This window comes from Klebsiella sp. RCJ4 (genome assembly GCF_009025755.1).
In the GTDB taxonomy this organism is placed as follows: Bacteria; Pseudomonadota; Gammaproteobacteria; order Enterobacterales; family Enterobacteriaceae; genus Klebsiella; species Klebsiella michiganensis.
This window is the reverse complement of the sequence record NZ_WCIN01000011.1, coordinates 24,609-47,281: the sequence shown is the minus strand read 5'-3', so window position 1 is coordinate 47,281 and position 22,673 is coordinate 24,609. Positions and strand designations below refer to the sequence as shown.

General features: G+C 57.1%; 20 protein-coding genes and 1 pseudogene. 10 read left to right on the top strand and 11 right to left on the bottom strand.

All coding sequences use genetic code 11. The annotated features are described in order from the left end of the window. Window positions 1-88: 88 nt before the first annotated feature. Both rhaS and rhaR read left to right on the top strand, forming a co-directional pair. Entirely contained in the window at window positions 89-925 is an 837-nt protein-coding gene (rhaS, locus tag F8562_RS03560; protein WP_151891886.1) for an HTH-type transcriptional activator RhaS, read from the top strand. Between the two features lie 73 nt (window positions 926-998). Further along, window positions 999-1,846, top strand: a pseudogene (gene rhaR / locus F8562_RS03555) (HTH-type transcriptional activator RhaR). A gap of 5 nt (window positions 1,847-1,851) precedes the next feature. On the opposite strand, the gene rhaT reads toward rhaR, so the two are convergent. Then, window positions 1,852-2,886 (bottom strand): L-rhamnose/proton symporter RhaT, encoded by a 1,035-nt coding sequence (gene rhaT, locus F8562_RS03550; protein ID WP_004107493.1) that lies wholly within the window; start codon window positions 2,884-2,886, stop codon window positions 1,852-1,854. Between the two features lie 291 nt (window positions 2,887-3,177). On the opposite strand from rhaT, the gene sodA reads away from it, so the two are divergent. Next, window positions 3,178-3,798: a superoxide dismutase [Mn] gene (gene sodA / locus F8562_RS03545; RefSeq protein WP_004127220.1), complete on the top strand. Its 621-nt coding sequence runs from the start codon at window positions 3,178-3,180 to the stop codon at window positions 3,796-3,798. A 71-nt stretch (window positions 3,799-3,869) separates the two neighbouring features. After that, window positions 3,870-4,544 carry a 6-hydroxyaminopurine reductase gene (gene yiiM / locus F8562_RS03540; RefSeq protein WP_014227423.1) on the top strand — a complete coding sequence of 225 codons (675 nt, stop codon included), beginning with the start codon at window positions 3,870-3,872 and terminating at the stop codon, window positions 4,542-4,544. A 91-nt stretch (window positions 4,545-4,635) separates the two neighbouring features. Here the strand turns inward: yiiM and cpxA are convergent, their stop codons facing one another. After that, a complete protein-coding gene (gene cpxA, locus F8562_RS03535; protein WP_004107505.1) occupies window positions 4,636-6,009 on the bottom strand; it encodes an envelope stress sensor histidine kinase CpxA in 1,374 nt (457 codons plus the stop codon). Beyond that, window positions 6,006-6,704, bottom strand: coding sequence for an envelope stress response regulator transcription factor CpxR (gene cpxR, locus F8562_RS03530; RefSeq protein ID WP_004127228.1), 699 nt, complete (start codon window positions 6,702-6,704; stop codon window positions 6,006-6,008). Before cpxR ends, cpxA begins: the two co-directional genes overlap by 4 nt. Before the next feature lie 149 nt (window positions 6,705-6,853). Between cpxR and cpxP the strand changes: the two genes are divergently transcribed. From cpxP to pfkA, 3 genes are all read left to right on the top strand, one after another. Beyond that, window positions 6,854-7,357 carry a cell-envelope stress modulator CpxP gene (cpxP, locus tag F8562_RS03525; protein ID WP_004855993.1) on the top strand — a complete coding sequence of 168 codons (504 nt, stop codon included), beginning with the start codon at window positions 6,854-6,856 and terminating at the stop codon, window positions 7,355-7,357. Between the two features lie 149 nt (window positions 7,358-7,506). Then, window positions 7,507-8,403 carry a CDF family cation-efflux transporter FieF gene (fieF, locus tag F8562_RS03520; RefSeq protein ID WP_014227425.1) on the top strand — a complete coding sequence of 299 codons (897 nt, stop codon included), beginning with the start codon at window positions 7,507-7,509 and terminating at the stop codon, window positions 8,401-8,403. Between the two features lie 202 nt (window positions 8,404-8,605). After that, window positions 8,606-9,568, top strand: coding sequence for a 6-phosphofructokinase (gene pfkA, locus F8562_RS03515; protein ID WP_004127238.1), 963 nt, complete (start codon window positions 8,606-8,608; stop codon window positions 9,566-9,568). Window positions 9,569-9,627: 59 nt separating this feature from the next. Here the strand turns inward: pfkA and rraA are convergent, their stop codons facing one another. The 7 genes from rraA to priA all read right to left on the bottom strand — a co-directional run bounded on the left by rraA (window position 9,628) and on the right by priA (window position 17,916). Then, window positions 9,628-10,113 (bottom strand): ribonuclease E activity regulator RraA, encoded by a 486-nt coding sequence (rraA, locus tag F8562_RS03510; protein WP_004127241.1) that lies wholly within the window; start codon window positions 10,111-10,113, stop codon window positions 9,628-9,630. A gap of 92 nt (window positions 10,114-10,205) precedes the next feature. Next, window positions 10,206-11,132, bottom strand: coding sequence for a 1,4-dihydroxy-2-naphthoate polyprenyltransferase (gene menA, locus F8562_RS03505; protein ID WP_014837046.1), 927 nt, complete (start codon window positions 11,130-11,132; stop codon window positions 10,206-10,208). A gap of 384 nt (window positions 11,133-11,516) precedes the next feature. After that, on the bottom strand, window positions 11,517-12,851 hold the full coding sequence (hslU, locus tag F8562_RS03500; protein ID WP_004127247.1) for an HslU--HslV peptidase ATPase subunit: 1,335 nt from the start codon (window positions 12,849-12,851) through the stop codon (window positions 11,517-11,519). Window positions 12,852-12,860: 9 nt separating this feature from the next. Then, the gene (gene hslV, locus F8562_RS03495) at window positions 12,861-13,391 is read right to left on the bottom strand and encodes an ATP-dependent protease subunit HslV (RefSeq protein ID WP_004107530.1); all 531 of its coding nucleotides are present in this window, start codon (window positions 13,389-13,391) and stop codon (window positions 12,861-12,863) included. A gap of 90 nt (window positions 13,392-13,481) precedes the next feature. Then, the gene (gene ftsN / locus F8562_RS03490; RefSeq protein ID WP_071846047.1) at window positions 13,482-14,450 is read right to left on the bottom strand and encodes a cell division protein FtsN; all 969 of its coding nucleotides are present in this window, start codon (window positions 14,448-14,450) and stop codon (window positions 13,482-13,484) included. Window positions 14,451-14,541: 91 nt separating this feature from the next. Further along, window positions 14,542-15,570, bottom strand: a complete 1,029-nt coding sequence (gene cytR, locus F8562_RS03485; RefSeq protein WP_004856005.1) for a DNA-binding transcriptional regulator CytR — start codon at window positions 15,568-15,570, stop codon at window positions 14,542-14,544. Window positions 15,571-15,720: 150 nt separating this feature from the next. Continuing rightward, a complete protein-coding gene (gene priA / locus F8562_RS03480; RefSeq protein WP_014837047.1) occupies window positions 15,721-17,916 on the bottom strand; it encodes a primosomal protein N' in 2,196 nt (731 codons plus the stop codon). Window positions 17,917-18,146: 230 nt separating this feature from the next. Here priA and rpmE point away from each other — a divergent pair, with 230 nt between their 5' ends. Continuing rightward, window positions 18,147-18,362 (top strand): 50S ribosomal protein L31, encoded by a 216-nt coding sequence (rpmE, locus tag F8562_RS03475; RefSeq protein WP_004107543.1) that lies wholly within the window; start codon window positions 18,147-18,149, stop codon window positions 18,360-18,362. Window positions 18,363-18,459: 97 nt separating this feature from the next. On the opposite strand, the gene metJ is transcribed toward rpmE, so the two are convergent. After that, window positions 18,460-18,777 carry a met regulon transcriptional regulator MetJ gene (metJ, locus tag F8562_RS03470; RefSeq protein ID WP_004107547.1) on the bottom strand — a complete coding sequence of 106 codons (318 nt, stop codon included), beginning with the start codon at window positions 18,775-18,777 and terminating at the stop codon, window positions 18,460-18,462. A gap of 266 nt (window positions 18,778-19,043) precedes the next feature. On the opposite strand from metJ, the gene metB reads away from it, so the two are divergent. Then, window positions 19,044-20,204 carry a cystathionine gamma-synthase gene (metB, locus tag F8562_RS03465; RefSeq protein ID WP_014227429.1) on the top strand — a complete coding sequence of 387 codons (1,161 nt, stop codon included), beginning with the start codon at window positions 19,044-19,046 and terminating at the stop codon, window positions 20,202-20,204. A gap of 2 nt (window positions 20,205-20,206) precedes the next feature. After that, window positions 20,207-22,639, top strand: coding sequence for a bifunctional aspartate kinase/homoserine dehydrogenase II (locus tag F8562_RS03460; RefSeq protein ID WP_014837049.1), 2,433 nt, complete (start codon window positions 20,207-20,209; stop codon window positions 22,637-22,639). Window positions 22,640-22,673: the final 34 nt, after the last annotated feature.

Sequence of the window (22,673 nt, the reverse complement as noted above, 5' to 3'; positions counted from 1 at the left end):
TGCGGTCAAAAATTGAAGGCCGGATCGCCGACCCTTAATTACTATTTGCTCCACTGATTGATAACTTTTCTCATCTCGAGGAGCGGCTATGACTATGTTGCACAGTGTGGATTTCTTTAAGTCCGGCGTTTCAGCTGTCGCCATTGAGCCGCGGCTCCCGCAATCCGCTTTTCCTGAGCATCACCATGATTTTCATGAGATTGTTATTGTGGAGCACGGCACCGGGATTCACGTTTTCAACGGCCAGCCCTACACCATCAGCGGCGGCTCGGTCTGCTTTATTCGCGATCACGATCGCCATCTCTACGAGCACACGGATAATTTATGCCTGACTAACGTGCTCTATCGCGCGCCGGACGCGTTTCGCTTTTTGTCCGGCCTGAACGCGCTGTTGCCGCAGGAGCAGGAAGGGAACTACCTCTCGCACTGGCGGGTGAATCAGAATGCGTTGCAGCAGGTGCGCAAGATTGTGGAGCAGATGGAGAACGTTGGCGCGGATGCGGATATGCACGCCATCGCCAGCCGCGAGATTTTATTTATGCAGCTGCTGGTGCACCTGCGTAAAAGCAGCCTCGCCGAAGGGGCCGCCAACAACGACGCGCGGCTCAACCATTTAATGGCCTGGCTGGAAGACCATTTTGCCGAAGATATTTGCTGGGAAGAGGTGGCGGCGCGCTTTTCGCTCTCCTTGCGAACCCTGCACCGTCAGTTAAAACAGCAAACCGGGCTGACGCCGCAGCGCTATCTGAATCGGGTGCGGTTGATGAAAGCGCGCCATCTGCTGCGCCATAGCGATGACAGCGTGACCGATATCGCCTATCGCTGCGGATTCGGCGACAGTAACCACTTTTCGACGCTTTTCCGCCGCGAGTTTGACTGGTCTCCGCGCGATATTCGCCAGGGGCGCGACGCCATTCTTCAGTAACGGGAGAGCAGTCAACGTTTTGACAGACATAAACGCGAATAATGAAACGTTATTCACGTCCGGAGTTGATGTCGTGGCAGGTCAGCTGATTCTTCGCAAAGATGAATTTTTTGCCTCTCCCGCTCAGGCGGTGGCGGTGGCGGATCGCTATCCGCAAAACGTCTTCGCCGAGCACACCCATGAGTTCTGCGAACTGGTGCTGGTGTGGCGGGGTAACGGCCTGCACGTCCTGAACGATCGCCCGTGGCGCATTACCCGCGGCGATCTGTTCTATATCCGCGCGGAAGATAAACACTCCTACGCCTCGGTGAACGATCTCGTCCTGCAAAACGTCATTTATTGCCCGGACCGGCTGCGGCTTAACTTTGACTGGGCGGCGCACATTCCCGGCCTGTTTGGCACCCCGTGGTTCCGCACTGGCGGATTGGCAGCAGCGGCATGGCCCAGGTCAGGCAGGTGATTACCCAGCTGGAGCATGAAAGCAGCCGCAGCGATGCGCAGGCCAATAATATGGCCGAACTGCTGTTTGCGCAGCTGGCGCTTATACTTCAGCGCTATCGCTACGCCACCGATAATCTGGCGGCGACCCAAAGCGAAGCGCTGCTCGATAAGCTGCTCACCGAGCTGGCGGGCAGCCTCAATCGTCCTTTCTTTCTTGACCGTTTTTGCGAGCGCGAAGGGTGCAGCGAACGCGCGCTGCGCCAGCAGTTTCGTCAGCAGACGGGGATGACCATCAACCACTACCTGCGCCAGCTGCGCATCTGTCACGCGCAGTATCTGCTGCAGCATACCGAACGGCTGATTGGCGAAGTGGCGATGCAGTGCGGGTTTGAAGACAGCAACTACTTTTCGGTGGTGTTTAACCGCGAGATAGGCATGACGCCGGGGCAGTGGCGGCAGCGCAGTCGCACCGCCGCCTGACGACGCTAGTTCGCCATTCCCAGACCAACGATATTGGCGGCGATAATAATTACCACGCAGCCGAGGCTGAGGACGCCCACCGGACGACGACCGGCGTTGTTCCACTCTTTCAGTATCAGACCCACCAGGCCGCCGCACAGCACGTAGAAGCTCATATGCAGCATCCAGCTCATGTAGTCGTACTGCGCCGGAATGCTGGCGTGGCCCCAGGCGTAGAAAAAGAACTGCAGATACCACATCAGGCCGCCTAACGCCGAAAGCAGGATATTGCTGATGATGAGCGGTTTTGCCAGCGAGAAGTCGGCTTTTATCGACAGGTTTTTTACTTTTGCCAGACGGATAAAGCAGAAGCCGAGGTTGACCAGCGCGCCGCCGCCCATGATCACCACATAGCTTGGCAGCGCGGTGTAGAGCGGATCAACGCCGAGCGCGGCGGCGGCTTCATGCATCGGCTTGGCGGCGTTCATGGCGAACGACATACCGGCCGAGAAGATGCCGCACATCACCGCCAGCAGCAGCCCCTTTTTCAGGTTGAAGTCTTCGGCTTTGATGCCCATTTTGCGCTCTTTCAGCTGGCCTGCGCGGGTGACGATACCCACGCCAATCACCGCGACCAGCACGCCGAGCAGCGTCATCTGGCCGCCTTTAGTGTTAATGAGAACATCAAACTGACCGTTAAGAATCGGCGTCATTAACGTGCCGACAATCAGCGTGATACCAATGGCGATGCCGATCCCCATCGACATCCCCAGGTAACGCATCGTCAGGCCGTAGTTGATATTACCGATACCCCACATGGCGCCGAACAGGAAAACGGGCAGCAGAGTGGAGGCGTTAAAAGAACCGTAATAGGCCCAGAAATCGGGCAGCAGCATGGCGCTGATGGCCCAGGGGAGGATCAGCCAGGAGACAATACCGCCGATAGACCACATGGTTTCCCAGGACCAATGTTTAACTTTCTTGAACGGGGCATAGAAACAGGCTGCACTGGCCGCACCTATCAAATGCCAAAAAATACCCATCGTAATCGCGTGATTCATTGATTTTATCCTCATCTATTTTTTATCGGATAAATCTTCTTCCGACCCGATGAGTGTAAAAATCGGTCAGTTTTTCCGCCTTTAAGCTGTTGCCACCCGAAGCCTGAACCTGGCAACCAAAAACTTAATTAGTTGTTCTGTATCACAAAACGACATCTATTACCCGTTGTTATAACCTTATTAAAAATACGGCATTGATAAGCGTTTTCAATATCATTTAATTAACTATAATGAACCAACTGCTTACGCGGCATTAACACTTTCCGCCGCTCGACAATAATGGAGATGATTATGAGTTATACACTGCCTGCCCTGCCGTACGCTTATGACGCCCTGGAACCGCATTTTGACAAGCAGACGATGGAAATCCATCACACTAAACACCACCAGACCTACGTAAATAACGCTAACGCAGCGCTGGAAAGCCTGCCTGAATTCGCGAGCCTGTCCGCAGAAGAGCTGATTACCAAACTGGATCAGCTGCCGGCAGACAAAAAAACCGTGCTGCGTAACAACGCAGGCGGCCACGCTAACCACAGCCTGTTCTGGAAAGGCCTGAAAACCGGTACCACCCTGCAGGGCGACCTGAAAGCGGCTATCGAGCGTGATTTCGGTTCCGTTGACAACTTCAAAGCGGAATTTGAAAAAGCGGCGGCGACCCGTTTCGGCTCCGGCTGGGCGTGGCTGGTGCTGAAAGGCGACAAGTTGGCGGTGGTTTCTACCGCTAACCAGGACTCCCCGCTGATGGGCGAAGCGATCTCCGGCGCTTCCGGCTTCCCGATTATTGGCCTGGACGTGTGGGAACACGCTTACTACCTGAAATTCCAGAACCGCCGCCCGGACTACATCAAAGCGTTCTGGGACGTGGTGAACTGGGACGAAGCCGCAGCGCGTTTTGCCGCCAAAAAATAAGTTTGCATTGTGCTGAGCGAGAAGCGAGTCTGATGACTCGCTTTTTTTATATCCGCAGCAAAGGAGCAGCGATGCACTATCCGGTGAATGTCTTTGTGGGCAAGGTAAGGGATTATGACGGCAGCCGTCCAAGCGCCATCGGTAAAATTCAGGTCGATGGTGAACTGACCCTTGGCGATTTGGGGCTGGAGGGCGATGAGCAGGCGGAGAAGAAAATTCACGGCGGGCCGGACCGCGCGCTGTGCCACTATCCCCGTGAACACTACGCCCACTGGGCCCGTGAGCTTCCGCAGCAGGCGGATCTTTTCTGCGCCCCGGCGTTTGGCGAAAATCTCTCGACCGAAGGGCTGACCGAAAAAAACGTCTACATTGGCGATATCTTCCGCTGGGGAGAAGCGCTGATTCAGGTCACCCAGCCGCGATCGCCGTGCTTCAAGCTCAACTATCACTTTGCCGTCAGCGATATGGCGCAGCTTATGCAAAACAGCGGCAAAACCGGCTGGCTGTATCGGGTGGTGGCGGGCGGGCAGGTGTCCAGCGATGCGCCGCTGGCGCTGGTTTCCCGGCTCAGCGACGTGAGCGTTCACGAAGCGGGCGCCATCGCCTGGCAGATGCCGTTTGATGATGAGCAGTACCACCGTCTGCTCTCCGCGGCGGGGCTGTCGGTAAGCTGGAGCCGTACCATGCAGAAACGGCGCCTGAGCGGGAAGATCGAAAATAATTCGCGGAGATTGTGGGGGAAATAGCGCTTCCGTGCGCGTTCCCGGATGGCGGCGCGTTGCGCCTTACCCGGGCTACCCGTTTTGAACCCGGCCCGGTGAAGCCAGGCCGGGGGGATCAGGTGCGCTTGTACAGCGGCAGCCAGAGGGTTAAGCGCAGGCCGCCCAGCGGGCTGTCGTCGGCCTTCACCCAACCGCGATGCTGTTGAATCGCCGCCTCGACAATCGCCAGCCCCAGGCCGGTACCGCCAGACTCGCGGTCGCGCGCCTCATCGGTACGGTAGAACGGGCGGAAAATCTGCTCGCGATCCTCCGGACTCACGCCCGGGCCGTCATCATCGACGTTCACCGTGATGCCGTCTTTATCCACTGAGAAGCTTACCGAAATTTTAGTATGCGAGTAGCGCAGCGCGTTACGCACGATATTCTCCAGCGCGCTTTCCAGCGCATTGGGGTTACCGTACAGCGGCCACGGCCCCGGCGGATACTCGACGGTGAACGATTTCCCCATCTGTTCGGCTTCAAAGGCGGCGTTATCCAGCACCTCACCCCACAGCTGGTTGGCTTTCACCGTTTCGCTCACCAGCGCGGTTTTCGCCTGATTGCGCGACATCACCAGCAGGTCGTTGATCATGCTATCCAGCCGGTGCGCTTCCATCTCAATACGCTCCAGCTCTTTGCTTTCCCCGCTGCGGCGGCGCAGCAATGCGGTGCCTAACTGCAGGCGGGTCAGCGGCGTGCGTAGTTCGTGCGAGATATCGGACAGCAGACGATGCTGGCTGGACATCATGCGCTCCAGCGCGGTCACCATCTGGTTAAAACTGGTCCCGGCGGCTAAAAACTCCTGCGGACCGGCTTCCAGTTCCGGATGCTGACGCAGGTTGCCCTGGGCGACTTCATCGGCGGCATTTTTGAGCTTACGCGCGGGTTTCGCCAGGCTCCACGCCAGCCATAGCAGCAGCGGGGCGCTGACTAACATCGTGACGATCAGCAGCAGTAGCGGCCGGTCGAACAGCAGATTGATGAAGTCTGATTGTGACGTATTGGCAGGACGAATCAGATAGAGCTGGTAGTTATCTTCTCCATCCCTGACGGAAAAAGGCCCGACCATTTCCAGACGACCATAGCGCTTTTTCTGCGGATGGTCGGCGTTATCCGCCTGGCCGATAAAGTTGCGGATAATCTGCATTTCGTTGCGTTCGGCACCGATAACGCGACCTTCGCTGGTGACCAGCAGCAAACGCTGGCCCGGCGGAGCCCACTTATCGATGGCGCGAAACAGACGACGCCACCACATCAGGTCGTTTGGCGGATCGTTCGCCAGTTCGGCCTCGACGTGCTGTTCAATCATGATGCCCTGACGTTGCTCGCTCTCCAGCAGCTCGGTCATCTGGCGCGAGTCCAGCTTCGGCAGCATCAGAACCAGCATCAACACCAGCGCCAGCGTGAGCCAGAAAATAGCGAAGATGCGTGCGGTTAAACTTCCAATCATGAAGCCGATACCATCAGATAGCCGCGTCCGCGCAGGGTTTTAAACCACGGATGGCCGTCTTTGCGCTCCGGCAGCTTGCGCCGCAGGTTGGAGATGTGCATATCGATCGCGCGATCGAATGGCGTCAGGCGTTTACCCAGCACTTCCTGGCTAAGATGCTCACGCGATACCACCTGGCCAAGATGCTGCGCCAGAAGATAGAGCAGGGTGAACTCGGTGCCGGTCAGCTCCAGGGTCAGACCATCGAAGCTGGCTTCCTGGCGGCCGGGGTTAAGGCTTAGCGCATCCACTTCCAGCGTCGGTGAACCGGCTTCGGTTGTCTGCTGCTGCTCGCTCCAGTGCGACCGGCGCAGAATCGCGCGTATACGCGCCACCAGCTCACGATCGTTGAACGGCTTAGGCAAATAATCGTCCGCGCCCAGCTCGAGGCCGAGAACGCGATCCAGCTCGCTCCCGCGGGCCGTTAGCATGATAACCGGGGTCTGGTGTGTCTGACGCAACTCTTTGAGCGTGTCGATACCGTTTTTCTTCGGCATCATCACATCAAGCAAAAGTAAATCGATGCTGTCGTCCAGAAGGGCCAGCGCCTGTTCCCCATCATGGGCGACGAGCACATTAAAACCTTCCATATCGAGCAGCTCTTTTAACAGGGAGGTGAGCTCCCGGTCATCATCTACTAACAGGATTTTATTCATTGTTTAAATACCTCCGAGGCAGAAATTACGTCATCAAGGCTCGCTAATCCATGACTTTACGTTGTTTTACACCCCCTGACGCATGTTTGCAGCCTGCATCGTAAACTCTCTATCGTTGAATCGCGACACAAACGTTTTGGGAGTATGTGATGCGCAATGTTATCGCTGCCGTCATGGCCTCAACGCTGGCGCTAAGTGCATATAGCCAAGCCGCTGAAGTCGTCACCAGCGTTAACTGGCTTCCCGGAGACGAAGGGGTCCAGCGCAGCAGCCAGAGCCATATGTTTGACGGCATAAGTTTAACTGAACACCAACGGCAACAGTTACGAGATCTTATGCAGCGGGCACGCCACGACAGGCCACCCGTTAATGTTAGCGAAATGGAGACAATGCATCGCCTTGTCACCGCAGAAAATTTTGATGAAAACGCTGTACGCGCTCAGGCAGATAAGATGGCGCAGGAACAGGTTGCCCGCCAGGTTGAAATGGCAAAAGTTCGCAACCAGATGTATCACCTGCTAACGCCAGAGCAGCAAGCGGTTTTAAACGCTAAGCACCAGCAACGAATGGATCAGTTGCGTGAGGTTGCACGGATGCAAAAAGGCTCAGCGATGATGCTTTCGAGTAGTAGCAATACCCTGCAACCCCAGTAACAACCCTGTTTTCCTTGCCATAGACACCATCCCTGTCTTCCCCCACATGATGTGGGGGTTTTTTTTGCCCGTTATTCAGCGCCCTCCTGGCTCCCCGTCCCGGTAAAAGATCGGGTTATACTAAGCGCATCGCGAAGTAAGGAGCGTTTATGAATCAATCTTATGGGCAGCTGGTGAGCCGCGCGGCGATTGCGGCGACGGTGATGGCCTCTGCGTTACTTTTGATCAAGATTTTTGCATGGTGGTATACCGGGTCTGTGAGTATTCTGGCGGCGCTGGTTGATTCACTGGTGGATATCGCCGCCTCGTTGACCAACCTGCTGGTGGTGCGTTATTCGCTGCAGCCTGCCGATGAAGAACATACCTTTGGCCATGGTAAAGCGGAATCGCTGGCCGCGCTGGCGCAAAGTATGTTTGTCTCCGGCTCGGCGCTGTTTCTGTTCTTGACCGGTATTGATCATCTCGTTCGTCCTGAGCCGATGAATGCGGCGGGCGTAGGGATGGTGGTGACGCTGATTGCGCTGGTCAGCACGCTGCTGCTGGTCACGTTCCAGCGCTGGGTCGTAAGAAAAACACAAAGTCAGGCGGTACGGGCGGATATGCTTCATTATCAGTCTGATGTTATGATGAACGGCGCAATTCTGGTGGCGCTGGCCCTCTCCTGGTACGGCTGGCACCGTGCTGATGCGCTGTTTGCATTAGGTATAGGCGTCTATATTTTATATAGCGCGCTGCGCATGGCTTATGACGCCGTTCAGTCGTTGTTAGACCGTGCGCTTCCTGATGAGGAACGCCAGGAAATTATCAATATCGTGACCGCGTGGCCAGGCGTCAGCGGGGCGCACGATCTACGAACGCGGCAGTCAGGGCCGACTCGCTTTATTCAGATTCATTTGGAAATGGAAGATAACCTCCCGCTGGTTCAGGCACACGTGATTGCCGACCAGGTGGAGCAGGCGCTGTTGCTCCGTTTTCCCGGGTCCGATGTCATTATCCACCAGGACCCCTGCTCTGTGGTGCCGTTAGGGCGGCAGGGTGTTTTATGATCTTTAGGTTATAGTCTGTAAACTCGATGTAAAAGTGTGGGGCGGATCGGCATTTTTTGTATAAATTACCGCCATTTGGTCTGACCTGAATCAATTCAGCCAGAAGCGTTTGATATACTATTGCAATTATCGTTGTGCACTCCTCGTGAGGGGCGCTTCAGGCAACAGGATTATTTTTTGCTTCCTAAGTTCAGAGGTAGTCATGATTAAGAAAATCGGTGTGTTGACAAGTGGCGGTGATGCCCCGGGCATGAACGCAGCAATTCGTGGCGTTGTGCGTGCGGCATTAACGGAAGGTCTGGAAGTTTTTGGAATCTATGACGGTTACCTCGGCCTGTATGAAGATCGTATGGTTCAGCTCGACCGCTACAGCGTTTCCGACATGATCAACCGCGGCGGCACCTTCCTGGGGTCGGCGCGTTTTCCAGAATTCCGCGAAGAACATATTCGCGCCGTCGCGATTGAAAATATGAGAAAGCGCGGCCTGGATGCGCTGGTGGTTATCGGTGGTGACGGTTCCTATATGGGCGCCGTGCGTCTGACTGAGATGGGCTTCCCCTGCATCGGTCTGCCGGGCACCATCGACAACGATATTAAAGGCACCGACTATACCATCGGCTTCTTTACCGCATTGAGCACCGTGGTAGAGGCCATTGACCGCCTGCGTGACACCTCTTCCTCCCACCAGCGTATTTCCGTTGTTGAAGTGATGGGCCGCTACTGCGGCGATCTGACCCTGGCGGCAGCTATCTCCGGCGGCTGTGAGTTCATCATGGTGCCTGAGGTTGAATACACGCGCGACGACCTGGTTTCAGAAATTAAGGCGGGTATCGCGAAAGGCAAAAAACACGCGATTGTGGCGATTACCGAGCATATGTGCGACGTCGACGAGCTGGCTCACTACATCGAGAAAGAGACCGGCCGTGAAACGCGTGCCACCGTACTGGGCCACATTCAGCGCGGCGGCTCTCCGGTTCCTTATGACCGTATTCTGGCATCCCGCATGGGCGCGTACGCGATTGACCTGCTGCTGCAGGGCTTCGGCGGCCGCTGCGTCGGTATTCAGAACGAGAAGCTGGTTCACCACGACATTATCGACGCTATCGAAAACATGAAGCGTCCGTTCAAAAGCGACTGGCTGGATTGCGCTAAGAAACTGTACTAAGCCTCCGGCGGAAATAAAAAGGCCTTCTCAGAGAGAAGGCCTTTTTTATGGGCGGGACGCTACTCGATATCCAGGGCATCCTCGGAGAGGATAATCCCGGTATTATCGGCGTAGAGATGGTCGCCGGAAAAGAAGGTGACGCCGCCGAAGTTGACGCGCACGTCGCTTTCGCCGATACCTTCACCTGCGGCCCCTACGGGGATGGCCGCCAGCGCCTGGATGCCGATATCCAGCTCTTCCAGATCGTCAACCTGACGCACAGCGCCATAGACGACCAGCCCTTCCCACTCGTTTTGTACGGCCAGACGCGCCAGGTCAGCGTCAATCAATGCGCGTCGAACGGAACCACCGCCGTCAACCAACAGGACATGGCCACGGCCGTTCTGTTCGAGCATATCGTAGAGCAACCCGTTATCCTCGAAACATTTTACCGTGATGATTTGTCCACCAAACGACGAGCGCCCCCCAAAGTTGGAGAACAGAGGTTCCACGACGTTGACATCCTCCTGGTAGATGTCACAAAGCTCGGAAGTATCGTATTTCATAGGCTTAACGTTCAGTTGCTGCGAGAATTTTCAGTATATCGCGTGAATCGTACTGTTGGCAAAATCATCAATTGTTAATTGATATTTGTCAGTTAACCCACAAGCCGGCTGCAAATAATTCCGATAACAAACAGCAGGTTGGTCAGCAGCGCCCCTTTAACCGTTCTTTCGAGCATTGGACGCATGGCGACAGGGTCGCGTTCGCGCATCACATAACGCGCCTGTTTGACCAGCAGCGGCGTTGCCAGCAGGAACAGCCAACCCCACGGATTATGCAGCGAGAGAAGGTTAAACAGCGCCAGGCACAGCAGCGCGCCAAACAGCAGGCAGGCGTGGTAGCGGCGAGCGTTAACCGGCCCCAGGCGCACGGCGAGGGTGTTTTTACCGTTTTCACGATCGCTGTTGATATCACGCAGGTTGTTAATATTCAGCACCGCCGTTGCCAGCAGGCCGCAGGCGGTGGCGGGTAAGAAAATAACCGCTTCAACGCTGTGCGCCTGGAGGTACCAGCTCCCGACCACGCTAAGCCAGCCGAAGAACACCAGCACGGAGATATCGCCAAGGCCGATGTAGCCGTAAGGACGAGTGCCGACGGTGTAGGTAATGGCGGCCACGATCGATAGCCCGCCAAGCACCATAAAACCGATAAAATCGGCCATGGTTTGCCAGGCCAGGAACAGCAGCGCCAGGCCAGAAAGGCAAATCAGCGCTACGGTGAGTATCAACGCGCGTTTCATCTGCGCCTGGGTAATTGCCCCTTTCTGCATCCCGCGCAGGGGGCCGATACGGTCAGGTTTATCGCTGCCTTTTACCGCGTCGCCATAATCGTTGGCCAGATTGGAGAGGATTTGTAATAAACCGGCGGTGATGATGGCCAGCAGGGCAACCCAGGGATCGAAGCTGCCCTGATGCCAGGCAAGCGCGGAGCCGACAATAATGGCGGCAAAGGCCAGAGGTAACGTTTTGGGGCGCAGGCTTTCCAGCCAGGCCTGGGTGCGAGTGATAGCGTGTTCGGTCATAAGTCCCGGCCAATAAAAAATGGGGCTCTACCCTTCATACTTCAAGCTGCAGATGCGTTGGCGACGCGCATTCACCCCAGGCACTGCCGGGATAAATGAGGGCCCTCAGCCAACGGCTGCCTTCCCACAACTCGAATTATTTAGGGTATCTATACCCGTCATACTTCAAGTTGCTTATGTGTTGGCTACGCTCATTCCCCCCAGTCACATAGTTATCTATGCTCCTGGGGACTAATGAGAGGCTCCTGCCTCTCACCGGAGGCCAGCCTTCGGCTGGTCAAATTCGTTCCCGACGAATTTGTCACTCCCTTGCCGCCTTTAAGCAACTCGAATTATTTTGGGTATATAGCCTCATCTATAGTGATGAAAATATATTGAACCGGATTATAAGATAAAACGGCTCAGATCTTCATCTGCCACCAGAACATCCAGATGCTTACCGACATATTCCGCATCGATGGTGACGGTTTGGCCATTCATTTCGCTGGCATCGTAGGAGATGTCTTCGATCAGACGCTCCAGGACGGTATGCAGACGACGCGCACCGATGTTCTCGGTGGTCTCGTTGACCTGCCACGCGGCCTGAGCGATACGCTTGATGCCATCTTCCGTGAACTCGATATTGACGCCTTCGGTGGCCATCAGCGCTTTATACTGCACGGTGATGGACGCGTTCGGCTCGGTCAGGATGCGCTCGAAGTCGTGGGTGGTCAGCGCTTTCAGCTCAACGCGAATCGGCAGACGACCCTGCAGCTCCGGGATTAAGTCAGACGGGCTGGCCACCTGGAACGCGCCGGAAGCGATAAACAGAATATGATCGGTTTTCACCATGCCGTGCTTGGTGGAGACGGTGCAGCCTTCAACCAGCGGCAGCAGATCGCGCTGTACGCCTTCGCGGGATACGTCCGGGCCGGAGGAGTTGCCGCCGCGCTTACAGATTTTATCGATTTCGTCGATAAACACGATACCGTGCTGCTCAACGGCGTCGATGGCATCCTGCTTCAGCTCTTCCGGGTTGACCAGCTTCGCCGCTTCTTCTTCAATCAGCAGCTTCATCGCGTCTTTAATTTTCAGCTTACGCGGTTTTTGCTTCTGGCCGCCCAGGTTCTGGAACATGGACTGCAGCTGGCTGGTCATCTCTTCCATGCCCGGAGGGGACATGATTTCAACGCCCATCGGCGCGGCGGCGAGATCGATCTCAATCTCTTTATCATCGAGCTGCCCTTCGCGCAGTTTTTTACGGAAAGACTGACGCGCGGCGGACGGTTCCTGAGGCTGTTCAGCCTGGCCCCAGTTGTTTTTCGCCGGCGGGATCAGCACGTCAAGGATGCGCTCTTCCGCCAGTTCTTCCGCACGATAGCGGTTTTTGTCGATGGACTGCATGCGCACCATTTTGATCGCCGCATCGGTCAGATCGCGGATGATGGAGTCCACTTCTTTACCAACATAGCCCACTTCGGTGAATTTCGTCGCTTCAACTTTGATGAACGGCGCGTTGGCAAGCTTTGCCAGACGACGGGCGATTTCCGTTTTACCGACGCCGGTCGGGCCGATCATCAGAATGTTTTTGGGCGTGACTTCGTGACGCAGCTCTTCGTTGAGCTGCATACGACGCCAGCGGTTACGCAGAGCGATGGCGACGGAGCGCTTGGCTGCGTCCTGGCCGATAATGTGTTTGTCCAGTTCGCTGACAATTTCGCGTGGGGTCATTTCAGACATGGGAGATCCTTACGCTTTAGACGGTAATTCTTCGATGGTATGGAAGTGGTTGGTATAAATGCAGATATCACCTGCAATATTCAACGCTTTCTCTGCGATATCGCGTGCGCCCATATCGGTATTTTCCAGCAGGGCGCGAGCCGCGGCCTGGGCGTAAGGACCGCCGGAGCCGATAGCAATCAAATCGTTTTCTGGCTGCACCACGTCACCGTTACCGGTGATGATAAGCGATGCGTTTTCGTCAGCCACGGCCAGCAGCGCTTCCAGCTTGCGCAGCATGCGGTCGGTACGCCAGTCTTTCGCCAGCTCAACGGCGGCCTTTACCAGGTGGCCCTGATGCATTTCCAGCTTACGTTCAAACAGTTCGAACAGCGTGAAGGCGTCAGCGGTGCCGCCCGCAAAGCCGGCGATCACTTTGTCGTTGTACAGGCGGCGCACTTTTTTGACGTTGCCTTTCATTACGGTGTTGCCCAGCGTGGCCTGGCCATCACCGGCAATAACGACATGGCCGTTACGGCGAACACTTACAATTGTAGTCACGAGCAGACCCCTTGGTTGCAAAAGCGGAATAGGGGCCCCGCGGTTACGCGGGGCAGAATGCAATTATAGATGGGGGGGATTTTGAGGGTTTCAACCCCTGGCGGCGAGACGAATGCAGTTTGCGTGTCCGGCCATTTTCAGCCGTTCAATCATATTGCTGGCGTTTTCTTTGCCTTTCAGCGGCCCAATTACCACGCGGTTCCAGCCGTTATTGGTGGTGATGTGCGAGGCGAAGCCTTCAAACGCCAGCTGCGCGCGTACGGTTTCCGCCTGCTCAGCGCCTTTGAAGGAGCCGCACTGGATCATCCAGCTGCGATCGTCTTTTTTCTCCGCGGCGGCGGTTTTTGGCGCCTCTTCAACGCGGGTTACCGGCGCGGCGGCCTGGGTTTTAGGCTGCGCGGTACTGGTATGCGCCGGAGTTTGCAGCAGATCCTGATACGGCTGCTGGTTCGACGCCGTTTGCTTCGGCGGCTGCTGCACCGGTTTCGGCTGCTCGACGGCCCGCGGCTGGGTTCGCGGTTGCTGTACCTGCGTCTGTGTCTGCTGCTGCACCTGCGCGAGCTGCTGCTGCTGAACTAAACGCTGACGCTGCAGGGTCTGCTGGCGCTGCGCCGGGGTTTGTTCATTCCACGGCACTTCGGTCAGCTGCGTAGGCTGCTGACGCATATCGGCCTGCATTTGCGCCAACAGCTGGCGCTGCTCGTCCGTCAGCTGCTCCGGCTTCATAACTTCGCCGCCTGCCGTGGGTTCCGTAGGCGCACGAACGCCGGGCTGACGGCTCTCCAGCTCTTTAATATAGCGCCAGCGCTCTTCCGGCTTCGGCGGGAGGCCGTTGCCAGCGGCCTGGCGATTTTGCAGCGCTTCAGCCTCTTCTTTCTTGTGGTGCGTGATGAAGTACAGTCCACCGATAAAGGCCACCAGCACTGCCGCAGCGATCGCCACCATAGTCGGTGAAACCGCCGAAAGGCCGCCTTGCTTGTTCCTTGAGCTTCGGGTATTGCTCTTTTTGCGCCGCGAAGAAGCCGGTTGGCTGCGGCGTACATAATCTCGTTGTGCCACTATCGTTTCGCTGTCTTATTCGTTTTTCAGCCCGCCATGTTACTTAAGCGGCGGGCCTTTGACCAGAAGGGCAGGCCCGAAAGCCTGAAGGTTATGTTCGGATTTTTCGCGTACTGCCGCGAACGATAAGCTCGCAGTCGAGTAATCGTGAACCGCTGCTGACGCTGTGACCGTGCAGTTGATCCAATAAAAGCAGCATCGCTTCGCGGCCAATATCAAAACGTGGTTGCGCGACGGTCGTCAATGGCGGATCGCAAAATTCAGACAAAGAGATGTTATCGAAACCAATAATAGACAGATCTTCAGGAACTTTCAGGCCGCGACGTTTCGCCAGCGATAATGCCCCCAGCGCCATAATATCGCTATGGCAGAAAACAGCCGTCGGCGGTACCGGCAGCGCCAGCAGCTGTTCGAGGGCGTTGGCGCCGGCTTCATAGGTAAAATTGCCGCGGGCGATATAGTGCGGATCGACGGTTATCCCGCTACGACGCAGCGCCTGGACATAGCCCTGCAGGCGATAATGGCACAGCGGCATCTCTTCCGGGCCGGCGATACAGCCGATGCGGCGATGCCCCAGCTCGTGCAGATAGTTAACGGCGTTAAAGGCGGCGGTGAGGTTATCGATATGCACCGTCGGCAGCTCAAGCTCGGGAGCGAATTCATTGGCCATGACCATCGGCGGCAGATTGCGCTGCTCCTCTACGCCCGCATCGAAGGGCAAACGGGAGCCAAGCAGCAGCATACCGTCGATCTGCTTGGTAATGATCAGGTCGATAAAGGTCTTTTCCTGACGGTTCTGGTGGGCGCAATCGCCAATCAGCACCAGGTACTCCTGTTCCGCCGCGGTGACTTCAATACCGCGAATGATCTCGCTGAAAAAGGGGTCGCAGATATCCGGCACAATCACCAGAATGGTGCGTGACTCGTTGCGCTTCATATTGCGCCCGAGCGATTGCGGTAAATAGCCGACTTCCAGCGCGGCCTGCTCGACCCGGTTACGGGTGCTCTGCGAAACCTTATCGGGATTCATTAACGCTCGGGATACGGTTGCCGTGGAAACGTTTGCCTTTTGGGCAACGTCTTTCATAGTGGCGGCAACGACCTGTTTTTTGGGCTTCACCTGATTTCTCCTCGCTGACTGGCGCAGACACATCCCTGGCGTTCTGACATCAGCAACATTTTTAACAGATAGTACATCCAGAGAGTTACAGAATTTTCATGAAAAACGTGACGATGGTTGAATTTTTCGATCCGCCTCGCAAGAGAAGCCTTAACCTTCAATAGGATCGACGTCCAGAACCCATTTCACTTTTCGCGCTTCCGGCAGCGTGTTAATCAACGCCAGCGTTCCGCTGACGATATGCTGTAGCTGAACGCGCGACGGATGCTGGAGGAGAATTTGCCAGCGCCAGCGGCCGCCACGCTTTGGCGCCAGCGCCGGAACCGGCCCGAGCACCCACAGTTTCTTATCGGCCAGCGGGCTGGCCTGCAGCAGGTTGCGCAGCTGTTGTAAAAAAAGCGGCGCCTGCTGGTTGTTATGATCCTCGGCGCGAATCAGCACGTGGCTGGTCCACGGCGGCAGCTGCATGCTTTGCCGTTCCGCCAGCGCCTGCTCGGCAAACGCGTCGTATCCTTTATAAAGCAGCGTTTGCAGCAGCGGGTGTTCCGGGTGGTGGGTCTGCAGGATCACCTCGCCCTGTTTGCCCGCCCGGCCTGCGCGGCCTGAAACCTGCGTGTAGAGCTGAGCGAAGCGCTCCGCCGAGCGGAAATCGGCGGAAAACAGCGCGCCGTCAACGTCCAGCAGGGAAACCAGGGTGACATCCGGGAAGTGGTGCCCCTTCGCCAGCATTTGGGTGCCGATAAGAATGCGCGCGCCGCCGCGATTGACGTCGGCAAGATATTGCTCAAGCGCGCCTTTGCGGCTGGTGGTATCCCGGTCGATACGGGAAATCGGGATAGCGGGAAACAGCGGTCCCAGCGCCTGCTCAAGCTGTTCGGTCCCCAAACCTACCGGTACCAGATGCGTTGAGCCGCAGGAGGGGCACTGGCGCGGAATCGGGCGCTGGCTGTCGCAGTGGTGGCAGCGCAGATGATGCTGAGCCTGGTGCAGCGTGTAGTAGCTGTCGCAGCGCGGACACTCCGCTATCCAGCCGCAGTCGTGGCACAGCAGCGCCGGCGCGAAGCCGCGGCGGTTCAAAAACAGAATCACCTGGTTATCGGCCTGCAGATGCTGGCGCATGCGGCTAATGAGCGCCGGAGACAGTCCGGCCTGCAGCTGCTGGCCCTTTAAATCCAGAACGTGCTGCTGAGCCGGGCGCGCATTGCCCGCTCGTTTGGTGAGCTTCAGCTGGCGATACTTGCCCTGGCGGACGTTATGAAGCGTCTCCAGCGCCGGGGTCGCCGAGCCGAGGATAATTGGAATTTGTTCGCTGTGGGCGCGCCAGACCGCCAGATCGCGGGCGTGATAGCGCCAGCCTTCCTGCTGTTTATAAGAGCTGTCGTGCTCTTCATCGATGACGATGACCCCGAGGTCTTTAAAAGGGGTAAATAGCGACGAGCGGGTACCGATAACAATCGCCGCTTCGCCGTTTTTGGCTTTTAGCCACGCGGAGAGGCGTTCGCTGTCGTTCAGTCCGGAGTGCAGCACTTCCACCGGGGCGCTAAAGCGGTGGCGGAAACGGGCGATAGTCTGCGGCGTCAGGCCGATCTCCGGCACCATCACCAGCGCCTGGCGCCCCTGCGCCAGTACGTTTTCAAGGACGCTCAGATACACTTCCGTTTTGCCCGAACCGGTGATCCCGGCCAGCAGCCAGGCGGAAAAGCTGTCCGAGGCGCTGTGAATCGCGCCCACGGCGGTGGCCTGTTCGGTATTGAGCCGCAGGCGCTCGCCGGGTACCGAGAAGCCCGTGCGCCAGTCGGCGATCGCGGGCGCTTCGCTGGCGAGTTCGGCCAGGCCTTTACCCCGCAGCGCCTGCAGGGCGGCGTCGTTAAATTCGAGTTCGGCAACCTGATGGCGCCAGATCTTGCCCTGACGCAGCGCCGCCAGCGCCTGCTGCTGTTTCGGTGAGCGCTTAAGGCTGTTGATATCAACCGCTTGCCCCTGTTCGGTGGCAAACCAGTACCACATTGGCGTCGCGCTGGCGGGCTTCCCCTGGCGCAGCACGATCGGTAGCGCGTGAAACAGCACATCGCCGATGGGATGATGGTAGTAGTCCGCCGCCCACAGCAGCAGCCGCCAGACCGAAGCGGAGAAGACCGGCTCGGCGTCGAGGGCTTCGGCCACCGGCTTGAGTTCGTCGAGCGGCAGTTCGCTGCGCTCACTGACCGCCGTTACGATACCTATCCGCTCCTGCTTGCCGAACGGAACGCGCACGCGACAGCCCGCTTTGACCGGCATACCTTCAGGCAGCAAATAGTCAAAAGTGCGGGGCAGCGGAACGGGCAGGGCAACGTGAGCGACGGGCATTTAATCTTCCTGACTTGAAATCTGGCGGGTTAGTATACACATTGTGATAAGGGCTCGCGGATCAGTTTGCATATGCTGGTCAAATTCTGTATGATTCGCCGCCTTTGATGCGCTTTGTGCGACATCAAAATCTATTACCCGGTAGTGTAATCGCTCCGGGAATTATTAACATCGCGTGGTGTCTGGCGTTAGGGCTGGAAGAGCGACGCGGCCTTAACTGAGGTTCTCCCATGAAAAAAGATATTCATCCGAAATACGAAGAAGTTACTGCTTCCTGCTCTTGCGGTAACGTCATGAAAATCCGTTCTACCGTAGGTCACGACCTGAACCTCGACGTGTGCGGTAAATGCCACCCGTTCTACACTGGCAAACAGCGTGATGTTGCTACCGGTGGCCGTGTTGACCGCTTCAACAAGCGCTTCAGCGTGCCGGGTACCAGCAAGTAATTTGCTGAAGAAGCCGCCTCAGGGCGGCTTTTTTGTTTCTCTTGCGCTAAACGCGAGAAAAAAGGGCAGAAGATTTCTTCTGCCCTTTTTTATGGTTTTAGTATTCCCACGTATCCGGGTCGATGCCCAGTTCGCGCATAATCTCTTTCGCCGCTTCCGGGATTTCATCGCTGCGCTCTTTACGCAGGTCTTCATCGTTAGGCAACGGTTGACCGGTAAAGGCATGCAGGAACGCTTCGCACAGCAGTTCGCTGTTAGTCGCGTGCCGCAGGTTATTCACCTGACGACGCGTGCGTTCATCGGTGAGGATTTTTAACACCTTCAGAGGAATGGAAACCGTAATTTTTTTTACTTGCTCACTCTTCTTACCGTGCTCAGCGTATGGGCTGATATATTCGCCGCTCCATTCAGCCATGAGTTACCTTTAATCCTCTATTCATTAGTTAAGGGCCTGAACGCGAGTCCTGGCCATAATTGCGCGTAGTTTACCGTAGAGGGGCGCGTCTGGCACCAAACAAGCCGCTACGGATGTGCGCTAATGCATATAATTTTAACGGCTATTTCCAGTTTGCTCAATCTATACGCAAAGAAGTTTAGATGTCCAGATGTATTGACGTCTATTATAACAATGATTACTCTGAAGCCTGACTTTTCACCGACTCAGCCCAGGAACTCCCCAACATGACGCGTAAACAGGCCACCATCGCAGTGCGTAGCGGTTTAAATGACGACGAGCAGTACGGTTGCGTTGTCCCGCCCATTCATCTCTCCAGCACCTATAATTTCACCGGATTTAACGAACCTCGCGCCCACGACTACTCTCGTCGCGGTAACCCGACCCGTGATGTGGTGCAGCGTGCGCTGGCGGAGCTGGAGGGCGGCGCGGGGGCGGTTCTGACCAATACCGGCATGTCGGCCATTTTGCTGGTCACCACCGTATTTCTGAAACCGGGCGATCTGCTGGTGGCGCCGCACGACTGCTACGGCGGCAGCTACCGCCTGTTTGACAGCCTGGCGAAGCGCGGCTGCTATCGCGTGCTGTTTGTCGATCAAAACGACGAGCAGGCGCTGAGCGCCGCGCTGGCGGAAAAACCGAAGCTGGTTCTGGTCGAAAGCCCAAGTAATCCATTGCTGAGAGTTGTGGATATTGCGAAAATCTGCGGTCTGGCGCGTGAGGCCGGAGCGGTCAGCGTGGTTGATAACACCTTCCTGAGCCCGGCTTTGCAGAATCCGCTGGCGCTGGGCGCCGATCTGGTGTTGCATTCGTGCACTAAATATTTGAACGGCCACTCTGACGTCGTGGCCGGGGTGGTGATCGCTAAAGATCCGGCGACCGTCACCGAACTGGCATGGTGGGCGAATAATATCGGCGTCACCGGCGGAGCGTTTGATAGCTATCTGCTGCTGCGCGGCTTACGTACGCTCTCTCCGCGTATGGAAGTGGCGCAGCGTAACGCGCTGGCGATTGTCGACTATCTGAAATCCCAGCCGCTGGTGAAAAAACTGTACCATCCGTCCCTGCCGGAAAACCAGGGGCATGAGATTGCGGCGCGTCAGCAAAAAGGTTTTGGGGCGATGTTAAGCTTCGAACTGGATGGCGATGAGCAGACGCTGCGTCGTTTCCTGAGCGGGTTATCGCTGTTTACGCTGGCGGAATCGCTGGGCGGCGTGGAAAGTCTGATTTCCCACGCAGCGACGATGACCCATGCGGGCATGGCGCCTGAGGCGCGTGCGGCCGCCGGGATCTCAGAAACGCTTCTGCGTATTTCGACCGGTATTGAAGATGGTGAAGATTTAATTGCCGACCTGGAAAATGGCTTCCGGGCAGCAAACGAGGAATAAACATGAGTGTGATTGCGCAGGCAGGGGCGAAGGGTCGTCAGCTGCACAAATTTGGTGGGAGTAGTTTAGCGGATGCGAAATGTTACCTGCGCGTCGCGGGTATTATGACGGAGTATTCGCAGGCGGGCGACATGATGGTCGTCTCTGCCGCCGGCAGTACCACCAACCAGTTGATCAGCTGGCTGAAGCTCAGCCAGACCGATCGCCTTTCTGCGCATCAGGTGCAACAATCGCTCCGTCGTTATCAGATGGAGCTCATCTCCGGACTGCTGTCACCAGACGCTGCCGACACGCTGATTGCCATCTTTATTCAGGATCTTGAGCGCCTTGCCGGGTTGCTTGACGGCGGCGTCACCGACGCGGTATACGCCGAAGTCGTCGGTCACGGCGAAGTCTGGTCGGCCCGCCTGATGGCGGCGGTGCTGAACCATCTTGGCGTAGAAGCCGCCTGGCTGGATGCGCGTAGCTTCCTGCGCGCCGAGCGCTCCGCGCAGCCGCAGGTGGATGAAGGTTTATCCTATCCGCTTTTGCAGCAGCTGATAGCGCAGCACCCGAACAAGCGTCTGGTGGTGACCGGCTTTATTTCGCGTAACAACGCCGGGGAAACCGTCCTGCTGGGGCGTAACGGTTCCGACTATTCCGCCACCCAAATCGGCGCCCTGGCCGGGGCGTCTCGCGTCACTATCTGGAGCGACGTGGCCGGGGTCTACAGCGCGGATCCGCGTAAAGTGAAAGACGCCTGTCTGCTGCCGCTGCTGCGCCTGGATGAAGCCAGCGAACTGGCCCGCCTGGCGGCGCCGGTGCTGCATGCCCGTACGCTGCAGCCGGTCTCCGGCAGCGATATCGATTTACAATTACGCTGTAGCTACACCCCGGATCAGGGCTCAACGCGCATCGAACGCGTGCTGGCTTCCGGTACCGGGGCGCGTATCGTGACCAGCCATGATGATGTCTGCCTGATTGAGTTCCAGGTACCCGGCGGCCAGGATTTCAAACTGGCGCATAAAGAGCTGGACGCTATCTTAAAACGCGCCCAGCTGCGTCCGCTGGCGGTTGGCGTACACGCCGACCGTAAGCTGCTGCAGTTCTGCTACACCTCTGAAGTGGCCGACAGCGCGCTGAAGCTGCTGGACGAAGCGGGGCTGCCGGGCGAGCTGCGCCTGCGTCAGAAACTGGCGCTGGTGGCGATGGTTGGCGCTGGCGTGACCCGCAATCCGCTGCACTGCCACCGTTTCTGGCAGCAGCTGAAGGGTCAGCCGGTAGAGTTTACCTGGCAATCAGAAGAGGGCATCAGCCTGGTCGCGGTGCTGCGCGCCGGGCCGACGGAAAGTCTTATTCAGGGGCTGCATCAGTCGTTGTTCCGCGCGGAAAAACGCATTGGCCTGGTGCTGTTTGGCAAAGGTAATATCGGGTCCCGCTGGCTGGAGCTGTTCGCTCGCGAGCAGACCACGCTTTCCGCCCGCACCGGGTTTGAATTCATCCTTGCCGGGGTCGTGGATAGTCGCCGTAGCCTGCTTAATTACGAAGGCCTTGACGCCAGTCGCGCGCTGGCTTTCTTTAATGATGAGGCCGTTGAGCAGGATGAAGAGTCGCTGTTCCTGTGGATGTGCGCGCATCCGTACGATGATTTAGTGGTGCTGGACGTAACCGCCAGCGCGCAGCTGGCCGACCAGTACCTCGATTTCGCCAGCCATGGTTTCCATGTTATCAGCGCGAATAAGCTGGCTGGCGCCAGCAGCAGCAGTAAGTATCGCCAGATCCACGACGCGTTCGAGAAGACCGGGCGCCACTGGCTGTACAACGCCACCGTCGGCGCCGGTTTACCGGTCAACCATACGGTGCGCGATTTAATTGATAGCGGCGATACCATTCTGGCGCTGAGCGGTATTTTCTCCGGCACCCTCTCATGGCTGTTCCTGCAGTTTGACGGCACAGTGCCGTTTACAGACCTCGTCGATCAGGCCTGGCAGCAGGGGCTGACGGAACCGGACCCGCGCGTCGATCTCTCCGGGAAAGACGTCATGCGCAAGCTGGTGATCCTGGCCCGTGAGGCGGGTTACAACATCGAGCCGGATCAGGTGCGCGTTGAGTCGCTGGTGCCCGCCCACTGCGAAGAGGGGTCTGTCGATCACTTCTTTGAGAACGGCGAAGCGCTGAACGAGCAGATGCTGCAGCGTCTGGAAGCGGCGCGCGAAATGGGCCTGGTGCTTCGCTACGTCGCGCGCTTTGACGCTAACGGTAAAGCCCGCGTCGGCGTTGAAGCGGTGCGCGAAGAGCATCCGCTGGCGGCGCTGCTGCCGTGTGATAACGTCTTTGCTATCGAGAGCCGCTGGTATCGCGATAACCCGCTGGTGATCCGCGGTCCGGGCGCCGGTCGTGATGTGACCGCCGGGGCGATTCAGTCGGATATCAACCGTCTGGCGCAGCTGCTGTAGCCATAAATCAAAGACCAGGCAACGCCTGGTCTTT

Excerpts from the sequence above, each read along its gene's own strand:
- rhaS (WP_151891886.1), top strand. The coding sequence starts at position 89 with ATGACTATGTTGCACAGTGTGGATTTCTTTAAGTCCGGCGTTTCAGCT.
- rhaT (WP_004107493.1), bottom strand. The coding sequence starts at position 2,886 with ATGAATCACGCGATTACGATGGGTATTTTTTGGCATTTGATAGGTGCG.
- sodA (WP_004127220.1), top strand. The coding sequence starts at position 3,178 with ATGAGTTATACACTGCCTGCCCTGCCGTACGCTTATGACGCCCTGGAA.
- yiiM (WP_014227423.1), top strand. The coding sequence starts at position 3,870 with ATGCACTATCCGGTGAATGTCTTTGTGGGCAAGGTAAGGGATTATGAC.
- cpxA (WP_004107505.1), bottom strand. The coding sequence starts at position 6,009 with ATGATTGGAAGTTTAACCGCACGCATCTTCGCTATTTTCTGGCTCACG.
- cpxR (WP_004127228.1), bottom strand. The coding sequence starts at position 6,704 with ATGAATAAAATCCTGTTAGTAGATGATGACCGGGAGCTCACCTCCCTG.
- cpxP (WP_004855993.1), top strand. The coding sequence starts at position 6,854 with ATGCGCAATGTTATCGCTGCCGTCATGGCCTCAACGCTGGCGCTAAGT.
- fieF (WP_014227425.1), top strand. The coding sequence starts at position 7,507 with ATGAATCAATCTTATGGGCAGCTGGTGAGCCGCGCGGCGATTGCGGCG.
- pfkA (WP_004127238.1), top strand. The coding sequence starts at position 8,606 with ATGATTAAGAAAATCGGTGTGTTGACAAGTGGCGGTGATGCCCCGGGC.
- rraA (WP_004127241.1), bottom strand. The coding sequence starts at position 10,113 with ATGAAATACGATACTTCCGAGCTTTGTGACATCTACCAGGAGGATGTC.
- menA (WP_014837046.1), bottom strand. The coding sequence starts at position 11,132 with ATGACCGAACACGCTATCACTCGCACCCAGGCCTGGCTGGAAAGCCTG.
- hslU (WP_004127247.1), bottom strand. The coding sequence starts at position 12,851 with ATGTCTGAAATGACCCCACGCGAAATTGTCAGCGAACTGGACAAACAC.
- priA (WP_014837047.1), bottom strand. The coding sequence starts at position 17,916 with ATGCCCGTCGCTCACGTTGCCCTGCCCGTTCCGCTGCCCCGCACTTTT.
- rpmE (WP_004107543.1), top strand. The coding sequence starts at position 18,147 with ATGAAAAAAGATATTCATCCGAAATACGAAGAAGTTACTGCTTCCTGC.
- metJ (WP_004107547.1), bottom strand. The coding sequence starts at position 18,777 with ATGGCTGAATGGAGCGGCGAATATATCAGCCCATACGCTGAGCACGGT.
- metB (WP_014227429.1), top strand. The coding sequence starts at position 19,044 with ATGACGCGTAAACAGGCCACCATCGCAGTGCGTAGCGGTTTAAATGAC.
- F8562_RS03460 (WP_014837049.1), top strand. The coding sequence starts at position 20,207 with ATGAGTGTGATTGCGCAGGCAGGGGCGAAGGGTCGTCAGCTGCACAAA.